The sequence below is a fragment of the Puia sp. P3 genome, assembly GCF_050632245.1.
Lineage (GTDB): Bacteria > Bacteroidota > Bacteroidia > Chitinophagales > Chitinophagaceae > Puia.
Map to the genome: position 1 here is coordinate 3,849,929 of NZ_CP192583.1, position 15,970 is coordinate 3,865,898.

Sequence of the window (15,970 nt, forward strand, 5' to 3'; positions counted from 1 at the left end):
GAAGCTCATGGAAAAGATCCAGCCCATCGCCTACAACCAACCCCAGATAACCGAAGCCTCTCACCTCCTGATCTTCGCCGCCTGGGACGATATCACCGCAGCAGCCATCGACAAAGTATACGACCAGATCACGATCGAACGAAACCTGCCGGCCGACGCCCTGAAAAGCTACACCGACAACCTCAAAGCCTCCTACTCAGCGCTGACCAAAGAACAACGCTTCGAAAGAGCAGCCCGTCAGGCCTATATCGCCTTCGGAGTCGCCATCGCCGCAGCCGCCACCGAACAGGTCGATGCCACCCCGATGGAAGGCTTCAAGAACGCCGAACTCGACCAACTGCTCGGACTCCACGAAAAAGGCCTCCGCAGCACCACCATCCTCACCCTCGGCGTCCGCGATACTCGCCAACGACTGGCTCGCTAACCTCAAAAAGGTCCGCCGCCCCATCGAAGAACTCGTCATCGAATTGAATTAAATTTTTTGTCCATATTAATGTTCAAACAACAAATAATTTCTCAAAAACAAAACAAATGAAAAAGATCACCATCATCGCCGCAGCATCCATGCTCTTCGCCACCGCCTCTTTTGCACAGGACTGGAACTGGGATAAGGCCCACTCACAGCTGAACTTCTCCATCGTCCACATGGGGCATCAACGATATCGGCGGATCTTTCGGCTCCGTTACTGCAAAGCTGACTTCCACTAAAGAAGACTTCTCCGACGCAACAGTCGAACTGAGCGCCGACGTCAACACGATCAATACCGGCAACGAACAGCGCAATAACCACCTGAAAAGCGCCGACTTCTTCGACGCCGCACAGTTCGGTACGCTTTCCTTCAAGAGCACCTCTTTCAAAAAGTCAGCGGCAGCAACTACAAACTGACCGGCGACCTGACCCTGCACGGCGTGACCAAAACGGTCACACTCGACGTAGTCTACAACGGCACGATCACCAACCCCCAGAGCAAAAAGCCCACGGCTGGCTTCAAGGTAACTGGTAGCATCAAACGCACCGACTTCGGCATCGCTCCCTCCTTCCCCTCCGCCGCGGTCAGCGACGACGTGAAGCTGGTTGCCAACGCAGAAGTAGTGAAAGGCTAAAATATAGTATATGAACAAACTAATATATCCCATCGCTGCCGTGCTGATCCTGGCCGGCAGCGCTTTCACCTTCGTCACGGTCCCTAACTGGCAGATCGCCGAAGGTTATTCGATCGCCTTCTCAAGTGACGACGCGTCCGGCATCTTCAAAGGATTCAAAGGGAATATCGCTTTTGACGAACAGAATCCCGCAGCCTCGAAATTTGACGTGACCATCGACGTTGCGACGATCAACACCGGCAACGGCCTGCAGAACAAGCACGCCAAAAGTGACGAATGGTTCGATGTGGCAAAATATCCACAAATCCATTTCACTTCTCAAAAGGTCGTTAAAACGGGCGCCACCTTTCAGGTAACGGGCGACCTCGATATCCACGGCGTTAAAAAATCAACCACGATCCCCTTCACCTTCAAAGAGGCCGCCGGCGGTGGCACATTCACCGCCACCTTTACGGTCAACAGAAGCGATTTCAAAGTTGGCAAACCCGGAGGCGACGTAGGCGAACAAATAAAACTGGACGTCTCTGTACCCGTGACCAAATAATAGAACCGTTATGTTTAAAAAAGCACTACTACTCGGGATTATCTCCGGTCTGCTGGCAGGAATAGCCGGCGTCGTATACGCCCGGGTCTACCATTCATCGCTGGGCGCCGACTTTTCGAAAGTGGCCCCCACCGTCCGGATCATCGCATCCAGCCTGTTCGGCGGAGTACTTGCAGCCATCGGCTTCTTCCTGCTGGACCGGCTCCTGAGGGAAAAAGGAGAGATCGTTTTCAACCTCCTCTTCTCCATCATCAGCTTCGCAACCCTGCTGGCGCCCTTCGCTGTCAAGCTTCCGCTGGACCTCGAGGCTCCCGAACTCTTCCGGGCATGGTAATCCCCATGCACTTCTTCCCGGCACTGGCATGGTTTACACTGAAACCATTATTTATAAAGAAATAGCAAGGCATTTGTCCCCAACTGGCAATCACCAACACACGGCTCCGGACCCAAACTCCGGGCCGTGATCATATTTCGTCATCCGTTGCCCGCCTTTTCCTCATCCTTTGCCCGTATTTTAATTTGTGGCATAGAATTTTAAGAGGATATTTGTAATAACCCATCACAATGAATAAAAGAGTTTTGATACTCGACGATGACCCGGATATTCTTCAGATCTGCTCGATAGTCCTGAAGAAAAAAGGCTTTGACGTTTCAACCCTCAACACGTCCAGCCAGGTGATCGAACAGGTCAGATCCTACCACCCCGACGTTATCCTCATGGACAACTGGATCCCCGGTCCCGGCGGCATCGAAGCTACCCGTATGCTCAAACTCGCGCCCGAAACCCACGACATACCCGTCATCTTCTTCAGCGCGAACAGCAACGTCACCCAACTCGCCCGCGAAGCCCAGGCAGACTTCTTCCTCCAGAAACCATTCGACATCACCGAACTCGAGGCAATCGTTCAAATGGCTATCAATCAAAAAGTTAGCGCATAATCATCCCAAAAATCAACGCCCCGCGTACCGATCCCCGCGCAGGCCCCGTTCGGCAACTCTGGCGCACCGAACGGAAAAAACCACCACCGAACTGAATAAAATTCAGTCGATCGACGATTTTTTCGAATAAAATTCCCAACTTTACGGACGTAAACACCTAAAACTCGTCCGCCATGGCCAGCACTGCCACCTATACTGCACCATTGACCGCAACCAAAGTCAAAACCCGCCGGATCGAATCCATCGACCTGCTCCGCGGCACCGTCATGATCATCATGGCCCTCGACCACGCCCGAGACTATTTTCACGGCAACGCCTATATCAACGACCCCCTCGACCTCACAAAGACCACCGGCATCATCTTCTTCACCCGCTGGATCACCCACTACTGCGCCCCCATCTTCATGCTCCTCTCGGGTATATCCGCCCACCTCTACGGCCTCAGGGAAGGTAAGAAGCCCCTCGCCTTCTTTCTCCTCACCCGCGGCCTCTGGCTCATATTCGCCGAACTCTTCATCGTCAGCGTCGGCTGGACCTTCAACCTGCACGGCACTACCTATATACTCCAGGTCATCTGGGCCTTCGGCGTCAGCATGATCGTCCTCTCCGCCCTTATCGGACTCAACCGCAAACTGCTCCTCGCCATCGCCCTGATCCTGATAGCAGGACACAACGCACTCGACAAGATCCACGTCGCCGGCGACGGCGGCGCCGCCTTCTTCTGGGCCTTCCTCCACGAACAACGCCCCTTCTTCTTCGGCCCCGTCCTCATCTTCGTCGGCTACCCCATCCTGCCATGGATCGGCCTCATCACCCTCGGCTACTATCTCGGTGATCTATACGCCCCCAGCCAGGACCCCGCACGCCGCCACAGATCGCTACGCAATCTCGGCTGGCTGACCATCGGATTCTTCATCCTCCTCCGCGCCACCAACCTCTACGGCGACCCCCAGCCCTGGTCCGCGCAGCACAACGGATTCTTTACCTTCCTGTCCTTCCTCAACACCACCAAATACCCGCCCTCCCTGCTCTATATCTGCATGACCATCGGGCCCGCCTTCCTGTTTCTGGCCTACACGGAAAAGCCGCTGAACAAGCTCACCGGCAAACTCGCGGTGTTCGGACGGGTACCCATGTTCTATTATCTCATCCATATCTTTTTACTGCATGGTATCGCCGTCATCGCCGCCGTCCTGTCCGGACATCCCGCCTCCGATATGGTCAACCTTACCACCTGGGTAACAGCCAATGCAAAACTAAAGGGCTATGGCTTCGGCCTGCCCGTCGTATATCTCGTGTGGATGGGCACGATCATCTTCCTGTACCCGCTCTGCAAATGGTTCGACGGATACAAACGCAGCCATATAGCCCAACAAAAATGGCTCAGCTACCTGTAGGAAGCCAGGCCTCGTATAAAAATGGAGATCTCGTCAGCCGGAAGAATATGGTCCGGCTGCGTGGTTGAAATTGCGTGCTGCGGCATATAAGGTACATCGGCCGTCCTGGGATCCTGTACCACGGTCACTCCTCCCCGTTCTTTTACATAGGCCAGCCCCTCGGCCCCATCGGCATTCCCGCCCGATAGCAGCACTGCGATCGTCCCCGCCCCATAAACATCGGCCGCGGACTTCAGGCTAACATCGATACTCGGCCTGCTGAAATGTACCCGCTCGGAATAGTCGAGAGAAAAGCTATGGTCTTCCTCTATCAGGACATGATAGTCGGGCGGACAGAGATACACCGTCCCCGCCACGGGCCTCTCTTTCTCTTCCACTTCCTTCGTCACCATCGCCGTTTTCGAAAAGAAAAGCTCCTCCAGCGCCGAGTCGAAAGAGCTGTTACGATGCAGGATCACCAGCACCGGTATGGGAAAATCATTCCCTACCGCAGTCAGCACCGCGAGCATTACCTGGAGACTCCCCGCCGACCCTCCGATGAGCAATAGCTTATCCTGCTTCATGCGTCTTCCTCCATATTTTTTCTTTGCCGACCTGCTTGTACCGGCCGGCAATCGGTGAGAACCGCAACGATTCTTTCGATCCCAGCGCCAGAAAACCAAATTTCTCCAGACTGTAGTCGAACAGCTGAAAAACTTTTGACTGCAGATCCCGTTCGAAATAGATCAGCACGTTCCTGCAAAGGATCAATTGAAACTCATTGAAGGAAAAATCCGATACCAGATTGTGCGTCGAAAAGATCATCCTCCCCCTAGCGAACTGTCGAACTTGGCCAAATGATAGTTGGCCGTATAATAGGCCGAAAAATCCTTTACCCCTCCCGACTGAATATAGTTCTCGGAATATTTTTGCATCTGGCTCACCGGGAATATCCCCTTCCGCGCCTTCTCGATGACCAGTGGATTGATATCCGTCCCGTACAACAAAGACTTGTGCAGTAACCCGGCCTCCTTCAGCAGGATCGCCATCGAATACACCTCCTCCCCCGTTGCACACCCCGCATGCCAGATCCGGATAAAAGGATAGGTCGCCAGCACCGGCAGGATGCTCGTACGCAGGGTACGGTAAAAAGACGGATCGCGCAGCATTTCTGTTACATTCACCGTTATCTCCTCTACAAACCGCCGGAAATACTGCGGATCAGCCTGCAGCCGATACCGAAATTCTGCAAAACTCGGGAATTTGTCCAGCGTGAATAGCCGCTGTATCCGCCGCTGGAGACTGGCTTTGGAATACTCGCTGAAATCATAGCCATACTGCTTGTAGATGTCAGCCAGCAACAACTCAAGCTCCTCATATTGTATGGGGTTGAACTCCATTCCGCAAATTTACTTCTCGTAAAGCCATATCCGTAACAAAGATAGCAGCTGATCTATGTCCACCGGCTTCGAAATATAGTCCGAAGCCCCAGCCTGTATGCACTTTTCCCGGTCCCCCGTCATCGCCTTGGCCGTAACCGCAATAATGGGAAGGTGCTTCAGCTTCGGATTCCTCCGCATCCTGCTGATCGCCTCGAACCCATCCATCTCCGGCATCATCATGTCCATCAGGACGATATCCGGCAGCCCCTTCTCCGCCGTGTCCAGCGCCTCCTTCCCGTCCATCGCGGATAACACCTTCATCTTGTGCTGCTCCAGCGCCTTTGTCAGCGAAAAGATATTCCTTACGTCGTCGTCGGCCACCAGCACGATCTTGTCCTTCAGCACCTCTTCCAGCCCGCCGAGCCTGCCATAGCCGTTGCCCTCCCCTTTCCCCCCGGTTCTCGCTCACCACATGCAGGAACAACGACACTTCATCGAGCACCCGCTGGTAAGAATGCGCCGTCTTCACGACGATACTGTCCGCAAACTTCCGCAGCCTCGCCTCTTCCCCCTTCGATATATTCATTCCGGTAAAAACGATGATCGGCACGTTCTCCAGCGACTGATCCTTCCTGATCACCTCCAGCCCGTCCAGCTCTTCCTTCCCTAACGCCCTGCTAAGAATCACCCCATGCACAGACTCCTTCCCCAGCATGCCGATGCTCTCCTGGATGGTCGCCGCAATCTCCATATTCAGATGATGACTGCTCAGGAACCAGGCCAGCGCCTGCGCATGCCGGATATTGTCCTCCACGATCAGGACCTTTCTTGCATTGCGATTCAGCCAGTAGTCGATCTTTCCGAATGCTTCTTCCATATTCCCGAACAACGCCTGTTTGGACATAAAATCCACAGCCCCCTTCATCAGGCTCTCATTCCTCACTTCATAGGACGACATGATATGGACAGGGATTCCCCTCGTCTGCGGGTTCCGCTTCAGTTCGTCCATTACCTCCCAGCCATTTTTCACCGGTAACTGAATATCGAGCAGAATGCCCATCGGCCGGTAACGGCGCGCCATCTGGATGCCCGCATCCCCGCTGACCGCCACGATCCCCTTGTACCCTTTCTTCCGGGTGAAATCCAGCAAAGACTGCGCGAACAGTGTATCGTCTTCGACGATCAGGAGCACCTTGTCGTCGGGCTGCAGATAATTTCGGTCGTCGGGAATTTCCTCCGGCACATCCGATAGCGTGAACAGCGAACCCGGTTCCATCGGGAAAGCAGCCGACGGGAGAGACGGTTCGGCGACAGCCTTTCCCTGCGCCGGTTCCATCGGGAACAAAGGCAGGCTGACGGTAAACTCGGCCCCTTCCCCCGGATCGCTTTCCACACCGATCTCGCCACCCAGCAGCTTGCACAGCTCGCGGCAGATCGAAAGACCCAGTGCCCGTCCCCCCATACTTGCGGCGGGTAGACCCGTCCGCCTGCTGGAAAGCCTCGAATATCAACTTGTGTTTTTCCTCCGGAATACCGATGCCGGAATCCCGCACGGAGAATTTGATAAAGTTGGGCTGGTCGGGAGAAGGCGCGACCCGCAGCGTCACAAACCCGCGCTGGGTGAACTTGAAGGCATTGGCCATCAGGTTCTTTATTATCTGCTCCAGGCGAAGCCTGTCCGTCTCCAGCTGCGCCGGCGTCCCTTCTTCGGTGACGATATGCAGCTCCAAACCCCTTGTCCTTCGCGATTGGCCCGAACAGCTGCCGCATCTCTTCCAGTACGACGGCGACCGGCACGATGGCGTGCTCCAGCGGCAGCTTACCCGATTCTATCCTTGACAGGTCGAGTATCTCATCGATCAGCTGCAACAACCCCTGCCCGGAGTTCTGGATGACCCGGGCATATTCGATCTGGTCGCCGGAAAGATTCTGCGGGCCATTCTCCACCAGCAACCTCGACAGCAACAGAATGGAGTTTAATGGCGTCCGCAGCTCGTGCGACATATTGGCCAGAAAATCGGACTTGTACTTCGTGCTGAGCGCCAGCTCTTCGGCCTTTTTCTGAATATCGAGATTCCGCATCAGCACCAGCTGATTCTTCTCTTCCAGCGACCGGCTGCGCTCTTCCAGCTCCTGATTGGTCTGCATCAACTCTTCCTGCTGTACCTTCAGCTCCTCTTCCGAGACCTGCAGCTTTTCCGACTGCACTTCCAGCTCGAGATTGACGCTCTCCAGCTCGCTGTGCTGCGACTGCAGCTCCTCCGCCTGCGCCTGCGTTTCCTCCAGCAGCTCCTGCAGCCGCAGCCTCGACTCTATGCTATGAATGGCCGCACCGATATTATCGGCGACAGCCCTGAAGAATTCCCTGGTCCCGCTCCGTATAATATTCCAGCGAACCCAGCTCGATAACTCCCCGGAGCTTGCGCTCGTAAAAAAAGGAAAGGCAATGATCGTCCTGGGCCGGATATCCCCGCTGGTCAGATTAAGCACCCAGTCCCCGGACGAAACATCCTTCAGCAGCGTGGACTTTCCACTGGCCGCTACCTGCCCCACCAGCCCTTCCCCTGGTTTCACTTCCTTCCGGATCCCGCTGCCCAGCGCATAGCGCCCCTGCATGGTCAGTACGCGCGTCACCGGATCCTGCACATAGAACGCTCCCGTACTGCTCCGGCTATACTCCGTTATAAACGCGATGACGTTCGACACGAGACTGTGCATATCGGTTTCGCCGACCATCTCCTCATTGAGCCGGGCAATACCCGTCTGCAGCCACTCCTTATCCGACAAAAGCCCAAAGGAATATTCCAGCGTCGAAGCCATCTTGTTCAGCGAGCCGGCAAGCGTCCCCAGCGCACCCCTCTGATCCTCGGCTACCCTCGTCTGGTATTTCCCTTCCGATATAGCCTCCGCGATGCCGCCGATGATTTCGATACGCCGCGAAATATCCTCGTCCTTTTTCTGCAGCTTCCGAATACAGCTCACTCCGCTCATAATAGTCTCTGTGTATACGGGAATAAAAAAAGATGGTGATCAGTATTGCCAGCAGCGCCGCGACAACGATCATCATCGGGGTAAATACGGAGAACCGCCGCACCTTTTCGAGCCTCGTCTCCAGCAGCCGGTGCTCCTCCCCTGCATGCGCAGAATGACCGCTCTGGCCTGGTCCATATAACCGCGCCCCTTCCGGACATCCTCCAGACTGAAAATATTGTCGTTCTGCTTTTGCGTGATGATCTCCTGCAGCAGATTCAGCCGGTGCGCCACCACATCCCTGAGCTCCCTGAGATTCGACTGCTGCACCGGGTTGTCCATCGTCATCGTCTGTATCTTGTCGATTATGGCCACAGCCCGGTCATTCGCCCCGACATAAGGACGAAGAAAAGCCGTATCCGCCGTCAGCAAATACCCCCGCTGACCCGTTTCCGCATCCGTCAGCGTCGCAAGGGTCACGTTCAGCTCGTTGATCACGGAGTCGGTGTGATCCACCAGCCTGCTGCTGTCCATCAGGTTTCGGATACTGCTCCAGGAAGCAATGGAGGTAACGATGAGAATAAGAAGCGAAAGTCCAAACCCGATCTGCAGATTGCGCAATAATGCGGGCCGAGCTACTCTGATCATGGCGGGGTCCTGTATTTTTAATTGGTGTGATAAAGTACCGGCACCGAGAAGAAGAAGGTCGACCCTTCGCCCGGCTCGCTCTCGACGCCGTATTCTCCCTCGTGACGCCGGATGATCTCGGCGCAGATATAAAGCCCGATACCCAGGCCCTGGAATCGGTTGGCCGATTCTTCCACCCGGTAGAACTTGCTGAAAATATTGGACTGGTGGTCCTTCCGGATACCGATGCCGAAATCCCTCACCCTGACGTACAACCGATCGTCGTCATCGATATAGGCGTCGACGTGTATCTCCTTGTTGTCGGGCGAATACTTTACCGCGTTCGTGAGATAGTTGATGACGACCTGCTCGATCCGCATCTCGTCCCCGTAAAGTTCGATTCCGGCCTCTCCGTGCCGGACGATCTGGTAGTCGGGATAGGTCTGACGGATCATATCGATCGCATTGGACAACATCGCGTCCACCCGAAACAGCTTCTTGTTGAACTTCAGCTTCCCGCTCTCGATCTTCGAAAGGTCCAGCAGGTCCACGATCAGGTCGTCCAGTTTCTTCACCTGCAGCAGCGCCCTCGTGACATACAGTTTGTTCGGGTCCGGGTCTTCGATCTCCCGGTCGAGCAGCTGCACATAGGCCTTTATCGTCGTCAGCGGCGTCTTCAGCTCGTGACTGGCAATGCTGATGAACTCGTCCTTCTTGCGAACCGCCTGCTTCTGGTCCTCGATATCCGTAAACGTCCCTACCCATTTGGTGATCAGCCCCCTTCCCTGACAGGGATCACCCGCAACAAATGATAACGGTATTCCTCCGCGTCTATCCTTCGCACGCGAATCTCCATCTCGAGCGCTTTTCCTGAACTCACCGTTTTCTCCCCATTGCCGCGAAAGATCGGGATCGTCCGGATGCGTCAACGGAAATTCAGCCTTCGAAGGCGCGTATTTCAGCCACTTGCTCGTTGACAAATTCGATCCTGCCGTCGGCCCGCGTAGTAAACGCGATCTGGGGTATGGACTCCAGTATGGAATGCAGTTCGCCTGCCCTCTCCTGCAGTTCACCCTCTACCTTCTTCCGGAACTCGATCTCCGACCGCAGGCTGGCCTGTATACGGACCAGCTCCCTGTTCTGCTCGTACAGCCGGTAAAAGGTCTTCACCTTCAGCAAAAGAATATCCGGATCGATCGGCTTGGTGATATAATCCATCGCCCCCGAACTATACCCCTTCGTGATAAACTTCTTGTCGGTGCTGGCCGCCGAAAGGAATATGATAGGAATATCCCGCGCCTTGCTGTAGCCGCTGATTGCTTCCGCCACCTCGAAACCATCCATGCCCGGCATCTGCACGTCCAGAATGATCAGCGCATAGGAATTCCGGAGGATCTTTTTCAGAGCCTCCTCGCCGCTCAATGCCGTGTCAGTGGGAAACGAATGTAATTCCAGTATGGTTTTGAGCGAAAAGATATTCTCGGGCTTGTCATCCACGATCAGTATCATACAATGGTCAAATGTAAGCGATAAACAATTCAGAATTTAGATAGTACTGTGGATATATTTCTACGATTTTTAACAGCCCCAGGGCCATGCCAGATTCCCGCGCCAACTACGCGATCAGGCAAATTCCGCAGCCATAGCGGCTTTCCGGCCCTCAGCCGACCGGCCAACCGGCTACAAATGATCGAAAATAACACGCGGCGATGATCTGGATTGATAATTGAACTTGTCCCGTTATGCAGTCTTCTCTCAATAAAACCTTCTTCTACAACGCCGGCGATATGGTGGCGTTCATGGCGCGCTTCTTCAGGGAAGTGTTCAGGCCACCCTATGAGTTCCGCGAGATCCTTTATCAGTGCTATCTCGTAGGCTATAAATCTACCTTCCTCATCGGACTGACGGGCTTTATCATGGGCGCGGTCCTGGCCATCCAGACCAGACCATCGATGGCGGAGTTCGGCGCCATCTCGCTGATCCCCGGCATGGTTTCGGTCTCCGTCATCCGCGAGATAGGGCCCGTCATAACAGCCATCATATGCGCCGGCAAGATCGGCTCCAGGATGGGCGCCGAACTCGGCTCCATGCGCGTTACCGAACAGATCGACGCCATGGAGGTCTCCGCCATCAACCCCTACCGCTATCTCGTGGTCACCCGTACCCTCGCCACAACGCTGATGGTGCCCCTGCTCGCCATCTACGCAGACATCATCGCACTCTACGGCGGATATATCGCGATGAACATACACGACAAGACGTCCCTGCGGCATTTCTTCGTGGCAGCCATGCACCACCTTGAATTTATCGACGTCGTCCCCGCCATCGTAAAGACATTCTTCTTTGGCTGGGTCATCGGCATCATCGGCTGCTATAAAGGCTACAACGCCCGGCGGGGCACAGAGAGCGTCGGCATAGCCGCCAACTCCGCCGTAGTCGCCTCCTCCCTGGCCGTCTTCATCATCGACCTGATCGCGGCACAGATCACAGACCTTATCAGTTAAATATGAAAGAAGAGAACAACGATATCGATCCGAAAGAAACAGCTCCTGAGAAACCTACCCCGGAGGAGACCCCTCCCGCGACCACGCCGGACCCCAACCTCCAGCCCACCGAGCCGGAGCCGGTCGCCAGCGGAAAAGGCGAACCCGTCATTATCATAAAAGGGCTGCACAAATCCTTCAAAGACCACGACGTCCTGCGCGGCGTGGACTTGTACGTATACAAAGGAGAGAACCTCGTCATCCTCGGCAAATCCGGTTCGGGTAAATCCGTCCTGATCAAATGCATGGTCGCCCTCGAAACACCCGACGCCGGCACGATCGAGATCTTCGGCCAGGATATATCCCGGCTCAACTACGACGAACTCAACGCCCTGCGCCTCCGCATCGGCTTCCTTTTTCAGAACTCCGCCCTCTATGATTCCATGACGGTCCGCGAGAACCTCGCCTTCCCCCTGCGCCAGCACAAAAAAACGATGACCCGGGAAAAGACCGATTCCACGATCATGGAAATGCTCGACAACGTAGGCCTCGCGGATTCCATCGACCAGATGCCGTCCAAACTTTCCGGCGGGCAGAACAAACGCATCGGTCTCGCCCGCACGCTGATCCTCCGCCCGCAGATCATGCTCTACGACGAACCCACCACCGGCCTCGACACCGGCACCGCCCGCGAGATCAGCGACCTCATCTGCAAGATGAAGCACAAATACAAGATCTCATCGGTCACGATCACGCACGACATGCCCTGCGCAAAAGCCACAGCAGACCGCATCGTCATGATGCGCGACGGCGCGGTATACGCCGAGGGCAGCTATGACGAACTCGAACGATCGGAAGACGAATGGATCAAATCATTCTTTTACTAACCGGCCCCTGGCCACAAACGATAAGACATGCCAAAAGAAAAGAACTATAAATGGAAGCTGGGCGCCTTCTCCGTCGGAGCGCTGATCATCATCGTCGCCGCCATCTACTATATCGGACAGCAAAAGAACAAGTTCGGCTCCGTCCTCCACGTCTACGCCCTGTTCAACTCCGTCAGCGGCCTGAAGAATGGCGCGAACGTTCGCCTCGGAGGCATCGACGTCGGGACGGTCGACGCCATCAGCCTCGTCACAGACACCACGGTACAGGTAGACATGATCATTCAAAAGAAAGTACAGAAGTTCATCAAAAAGGACGCCCGCGCCAGCATCGGCTCGGAAGGGCTGATGGGCGACAAGGTCGTTACCATCACGGCGGGCACGCCGGGCCAGTCGGTCGTACAGAACGGCGACTCCCTGCGCTCGAGTGTCCCCATCGAAACGGACGCCATCATGGCCAGCCTCAAGACTTCCGCCGACAACGCCGCCATCATCACCGGCAACCTCGCGGACATCTCTACCCGTATCAACAGCGGCAAGGGCGCCCTGGGCAAGCTGCTCCACGACACCACACTCTCCTCGAATATCAGCAGCACGATGAAGAACCTGAAGAGCAGCAGCCACAAGCTGGACGAAAATATGGAAGCCGCCCAGCACAATTTCCTGCTGAGAGGCTTCTTCAGAAAGAAGGAAAAAAAGAGAAAAGAGGACTCGATCAGAAAGGCTAATCAACCTTGAGGCTCTCCACCGGATTGGCCAGCCCCGCCCTGACCGCCTGCCAGCTGACCGTAAACAAGGTGATGGCCAGCGTAGACAGGATAGTTATGAAAAACACCATCCAGCTGATCTCCGTCCGGTAGGCAAAATCCTGCAGCCATTTGTGCATGACCAGCCAGGCTACCGGACACGCGATCAGCATCGCCACACCCACCAGCTTGAGAAAATCTTTTGACAGCAGCAGCACAATCCCCGAGACACTCGCCCCCAGCACCTTCCGGATGCCGATCTCGCGGATCCGCTGCTCGGCGCTGAAGCTCGCCAGCCCAAACAACCCCAGACAGGATATGAGAATAGCCATCACCGTAAAATAACGGATCATCGTGGAAAGCCTTTCCTCCGACTCGTAGTTTCGCTGAAAATCCTCGCTAAGGAAGGAGTATTCGAACGGCTCGTTCGGATCGAGACGATGCCAGGCCGCTCCCATTGCCTTCAGCAGGGCACCCGGCTCACCCGCACGGGCGTGTACCACGATATAGCTGCTCGGGAATCTGGTCGTCATTATCGCGTAAGGCGTTATCGGCAGGTGCAGGTCCTCGAAATGAAAATCCTTTACCACTCCCACCAGCTTCCACCGTATAGGCATTCGCCTTGAAATCGTTGTGTACCTTCTTGCCGACAGCATCGGCCGGCGAGGCGAATCCCATCGCCTTCACCGCGCTTTCGTTCAGAATGATGCGGGTCGTATCGAGCGGGAAATCCTTGCTGAACAACCGCCCCGCCACCGCCTGCATACCCAGCGTCGGCAGATAGTCGAAATCGACATAGTTCATCCTCGTACGCCGGGCGTCCTGCGCCATCTGACCGTCCCTGTAGAGCAGATTATCCGACGGATTGACGATCCCCGGATAATAGGCCCCGGCCCCGGCGTTGATCACCTGCGGATTTCTCCGGAACTCGTTCTCCAGCGCACTGCACAGCTTTTTGGCCTCCGCGCTACGCAGCGGCACGACGATCTGCGCCTCCTTGTTAAAGCCCAGGTCCTTGTTCCGCATATACTGCATCTGGTCGTTGATCACCACCGTACTGACGATAAGGGTCACAGATATGATGAACTGGAACACGACCAGTCCCTTTCGCAGCGAAATAGCCGCCAGAGAATTGGTGAACTTCCCTTTCAGGACCTTTGCGGGCTGAAAAGAGGAAAGATAAAAAGCCGGATAGATCCCCGCCAGCAATCCGGAAAGGACAGCCAGCGCAAAAAATCCAACCAGCAGCGGAAGATGCTCCGGCAAGGACAGCGTCAGCGACCGGTTCGTGATCTCACTGAACATCGGCAGCAGCAGCACCGTAAGCCCCAGGCAAGAAAAAGGCGACACTGCTCATCAGTACGGACTCGCCCAGGAACTGCCCGATCAGCAATCCCTTCACCGCCCCCAGCACCTTACGCACGCCGACCTCCGCCGACCGCCTGGCGCTCCGCGCCGTAGCCAGATTCATAAAATTGATACACGCGATCAACAGCGTAAAGACCGCGATCGAAGCAAGTATATACAAATAGGATTTGCTGACAGGAGCCGTGACATTACCGGGCACGTCCGATCGCAGATGGATATCCCGCACCGGTATCAGGAACTGTCGCTTTTCGAATCCCATCTCCTTCATCGTCTTCCCGGCATACTTGTCGAGGAATGCAGGGAACTTTGCTTCTACAGCAGCAGGTTTGGTACCCGGCGCCAGCCGGAGATAGACGGTGAACATATTGTTGGTCGCAAAATCGTTCTCCTGCCTGCGCGTAAAATCTTCCATCCCCCGCCTCCAAAACTCAAAAAGAAGTTACCGTCCATATGCGACGGTTCACCCGTCGGACGGAAAACACCCTTTACTACAAGATCACGGTCGCCGTCCGTCCCACTGCTGATATGGACGATCTTACCAAGCGCCGGGGCAGCCCCAAACAATTTATGTGCGATCGTCTCGCTCACGACCATCGTATTGGGCGCGTCCAGCGAACTGGCCGCGTCTCCCTCTATAAAATGAAAGTTGAACATCCGGAAGAAAGACGAATCGGCCAGAAATCCCTTGCTTTCATAGAACGATACCGCTCGACCGCCCGTCGCCCTGTACTGCAGCATCGTCTTGTCCTCGAACGTAGCCAGCTGCATCAGCCGCGTATACTGCCGCACCTCCGGAAACTCCTTCTTCACCGTCGCGCCCATTGGAGCAGGCACATTCGCCAGCCTGAATTCCTTATGATTCATGATAAAAGTCGTCGCCATCTGGTAGAGGTTCTTCACGTCCGGCTGATTGCGGTCATAGCTGAACTCATGCAGAAGATATATCGAGATCAGCATACAACAGGTAAGCCCCGCAGCAAGACCGAAGATATTGATGAAAGAAAAGGTCTTGCTCTTTATCATATTGCGCCAGGCAATCTTGAAGTAGTTGAAAAGCATGTGGTTGAATTTTTAGCCGGTCACCACAAATCTCTAAAAAAATGCCAGCCGACTATCCGGCTGGCATTCAAACATTTAGAAAAACACTATAAAAATAGTGTTCAATTTCGATACACTTTCTGTCCGGCTTTTGCCTCCCCGCGGAGAAAAACCTGCCGTCAGCCGTGAACCCATCCCGCTGCCGGGCAGCCCCTTCGACTTAAGCGTTGACCAGATAGGAAACGGCACAAAGAGTGGCAAAAGCCAACACAGTGTACACAAAATTGCGACCGAAGCTTTTTGTCCTTTCGTCCAGCAATGGGGAGGAAAACTGATCCCCATTCGGAGCTAAGCAATTGTTGTTCAAGTTCATAATACTGTCTTTTTGAATTAATCCATTTAAATCTTTCAATATATCCTACCTATAAAAGGGCTTCGGAGCCCTAATGGAACACAAAGATACAAAACATTTAAATATTTCAATGCATAAATCTTCTTTTTTTCCTCCC

Annotated in this window: 20 protein-coding genes and 4 pseudogenes; 10 read left to right on the forward strand and 14 right to left on the reverse strand. The window is 54.7% G+C overall.

Annotated elements, in window-relative coordinates:
• Positions 1 to 7: 7 nt before the first annotated feature.
• The 7 genes and pseudogenes from ACQ86N_RS23670 to ACQ86N_RS23700 all read left to right on the forward strand — a co-directional run bounded on the left by ACQ86N_RS23670 (position 8) and on the right by ACQ86N_RS23700 (position 3,984).
• Positions 8 to 424: a nitroreductase family protein gene (locus tag ACQ86N_RS23670; RefSeq protein ID WP_431217263.1), complete on the forward strand. Its 417-nt coding sequence runs from the start codon at positions 8 to 10 to the stop codon at positions 422 to 424.
• A gap of 107 nt (positions 425 to 531) precedes the next feature.
• A complete protein-coding gene (locus ACQ86N_RS23675; protein WP_431217264.1) occupies positions 532 to 708 on the forward strand; it encodes a hypothetical protein in 177 nt (58 codons plus the stop codon).
• Positions 695 to 1,104: pseudogene (locus ACQ86N_RS23680) on the forward strand (YceI family protein). The gene ACQ86N_RS23675 and the pseudogene ACQ86N_RS23680 overlap by 14 nt, the downstream one beginning before the upstream one ends.
• Before the next feature lie 10 nt (positions 1,105 to 1,114).
• Positions 1,115 to 1,648, forward strand: a complete 534-nt coding sequence (locus ACQ86N_RS23685; RefSeq protein ID WP_431217265.1) for a YceI family protein — start codon at positions 1,115 to 1,117, stop codon at positions 1,646 to 1,648.
• A gap of 10 nt (positions 1,649 to 1,658) precedes the next feature.
• Positions 1,659 to 1,982, forward strand: a complete 324-nt coding sequence (locus ACQ86N_RS23690) for a hypothetical protein (protein ID WP_431217266.1) — start codon at positions 1,659 to 1,661, stop codon at positions 1,980 to 1,982.
• Between the two features lie 230 nt (positions 1,983 to 2,212).
• Positions 2,213 to 2,587: a response regulator gene (locus ACQ86N_RS23695; RefSeq protein WP_431217267.1), complete on the forward strand. Its 375-nt coding sequence runs from the start codon at positions 2,213 to 2,215 to the stop codon at positions 2,585 to 2,587.
• A 173-nt stretch (positions 2,588 to 2,760) separates the two neighbouring features.
• Positions 2,761 to 3,984, forward strand: a complete 1,224-nt coding sequence (locus ACQ86N_RS23700) for a DUF1624 domain-containing protein (protein ID WP_431217268.1) — start codon at positions 2,761 to 2,763, stop codon at positions 3,982 to 3,984.
• Here the strand turns inward: ACQ86N_RS23700 and ACQ86N_RS23705 are convergent.
• The 10 genes and pseudogenes from ACQ86N_RS23705 to ACQ86N_RS23750 form a co-directional block, all read right to left on the reverse strand.
• Positions 3,975 to 4,547, reverse strand: a complete 573-nt coding sequence (locus ACQ86N_RS23705) for a chemotaxis protein CheB (protein ID WP_431217269.1) — start codon at positions 4,545 to 4,547, stop codon at positions 3,975 to 3,977. The genes ACQ86N_RS23700 and ACQ86N_RS23705 overlap by 10 nt on opposite strands.
• Positions 4,534 to 4,788 (reverse strand): CheR family methyltransferase, encoded by a 255-nt coding sequence (locus ACQ86N_RS23710; RefSeq protein ID WP_431217270.1) that lies wholly within the window; start codon positions 4,786 to 4,788, stop codon positions 4,534 to 4,536. The genes ACQ86N_RS23705 and ACQ86N_RS23710 overlap by 14 nt, the downstream gene beginning before the upstream one ends.
• A complete protein-coding gene (locus ACQ86N_RS23715; RefSeq protein ID WP_431217271.1) occupies positions 4,785 to 5,363 on the reverse strand; it encodes a CheR family methyltransferase in 579 nt (192 codons plus the stop codon). The genes ACQ86N_RS23710 and ACQ86N_RS23715 overlap by 4 nt, the downstream gene beginning before the upstream one ends.
• Positions 5,338 to 6,621, reverse strand: coding sequence for a response regulator (locus ACQ86N_RS23720; protein WP_431217569.1), 1,284 nt, complete (start codon positions 6,619 to 6,621; stop codon positions 5,338 to 5,340). Before ACQ86N_RS23720 ends, ACQ86N_RS23715 begins: the two co-directional genes overlap by 26 nt.
• Positions 6,622 to 6,723: 102 nt before the next feature.
• A pseudogene (locus tag ACQ86N_RS23725) lies at positions 6,724 to 6,807 on the reverse strand (hypothetical protein); the annotation flags it as partial.
• A 22-nt stretch (positions 6,808 to 6,829) separates the two neighbouring features.
• Positions 6,830 to 6,988 (reverse strand): annotated as a pseudogene (locus ACQ86N_RS23730) (ATP-binding protein); the annotation flags it as partial.
• 190 nt (positions 6,989 to 7,178) lie between these two features.
• Positions 7,179 to 8,336: pseudogene (locus ACQ86N_RS23735) on the reverse strand (histidine kinase dimerization/phospho-acceptor domain-containing protein); the annotation flags it as partial.
• A gap of 72 nt (positions 8,337 to 8,408) precedes the next feature.
• Positions 8,409 to 8,963 carry a CHASE3 domain-containing protein gene (locus tag ACQ86N_RS23740; protein WP_431217272.1) on the reverse strand — a complete coding sequence of 185 codons (555 nt, stop codon included), beginning with the start codon at positions 8,961 to 8,963 and terminating at the stop codon, positions 8,409 to 8,411.
• A 17-nt stretch (positions 8,964 to 8,980) separates the two neighbouring features.
• A complete protein-coding gene (locus ACQ86N_RS23745; protein WP_431217273.1) occupies positions 8,981 to 9,922 on the reverse strand; it encodes a sensor histidine kinase in 942 nt (313 codons plus the stop codon).
• Positions 9,879 to 10,451: a response regulator gene (locus ACQ86N_RS23750; RefSeq protein ID WP_431217274.1), complete on the reverse strand. Its 573-nt coding sequence runs from the start codon at positions 10,449 to 10,451 to the stop codon at positions 9,879 to 9,881. The genes ACQ86N_RS23745 and ACQ86N_RS23750 overlap by 44 nt, the downstream gene beginning before the upstream one ends.
• 233 nt (positions 10,452 to 10,684) lie before the next feature.
• Here ACQ86N_RS23750 and ACQ86N_RS23755 point away from each other — a divergent pair, with 233 nt between their 5' ends.
• The 3 genes from ACQ86N_RS23755 to ACQ86N_RS23765 are packed head-to-tail and all read left to right on the forward strand — an operon-like array spanning position 10,685 to position 13,047.
• Complete coding sequence (locus ACQ86N_RS23755) at positions 10,685 to 11,446, forward strand: MlaE family ABC transporter permease (RefSeq protein ID WP_431217275.1); 762 nt, start codon at positions 10,685 to 10,687, stop codon at positions 11,444 to 11,446.
• 2 nt (positions 11,447 to 11,448) lie between these two features.
• Complete coding sequence (locus ACQ86N_RS23760; protein WP_431217276.1) at positions 11,449 to 12,312, forward strand: ABC transporter ATP-binding protein; 864 nt, start codon at positions 11,449 to 11,451, stop codon at positions 12,310 to 12,312.
• Positions 12,313 to 12,339: 27 nt separating this feature from the next.
• Positions 12,340 to 13,047, forward strand: coding sequence for an MlaD family protein (locus ACQ86N_RS23765; protein ID WP_431217277.1), 708 nt, complete (start codon positions 12,340 to 12,342; stop codon positions 13,045 to 13,047).
• Here the strand turns inward: ACQ86N_RS23765 and ACQ86N_RS23770 are convergent.
• From ACQ86N_RS23770 to ACQ86N_RS23785, 4 genes are read right to left on the reverse strand one after another with little or no spacing between them, the layout of a single operon-like run.
• Positions 13,034 to 13,588, reverse strand: a complete 555-nt coding sequence (locus ACQ86N_RS23770; protein WP_431217278.1) for an ABC transporter permease — start codon at positions 13,586 to 13,588, stop codon at positions 13,034 to 13,036. The two genes, ACQ86N_RS23765 and ACQ86N_RS23770, sit on opposite strands and share 14 nt — an antisense overlap.
• Entirely contained in the window at positions 13,536 to 14,405 is an 870-nt protein-coding gene (locus ACQ86N_RS23775) for a hypothetical protein (RefSeq protein WP_431217279.1), read from the reverse strand. Before ACQ86N_RS23775 ends, ACQ86N_RS23770 begins: the two co-directional genes overlap by 53 nt.
• Positions 14,350 to 14,787: an ABC transporter permease gene (locus ACQ86N_RS23780; RefSeq protein ID WP_431217280.1), complete on the reverse strand. Its 438-nt coding sequence runs from the start codon at positions 14,785 to 14,787 to the stop codon at positions 14,350 to 14,352. Before ACQ86N_RS23780 ends, ACQ86N_RS23775 begins: the two co-directional genes overlap by 56 nt.
• Positions 14,736 to 15,482, reverse strand: coding sequence for an ABC transporter permease (locus tag ACQ86N_RS23785; RefSeq protein ID WP_431217281.1), 747 nt, complete (start codon positions 15,480 to 15,482; stop codon positions 14,736 to 14,738). Before ACQ86N_RS23785 ends, ACQ86N_RS23780 begins: the two co-directional genes overlap by 52 nt.
• Positions 15,483 to 15,970: the final 488 nt, after the last annotated feature.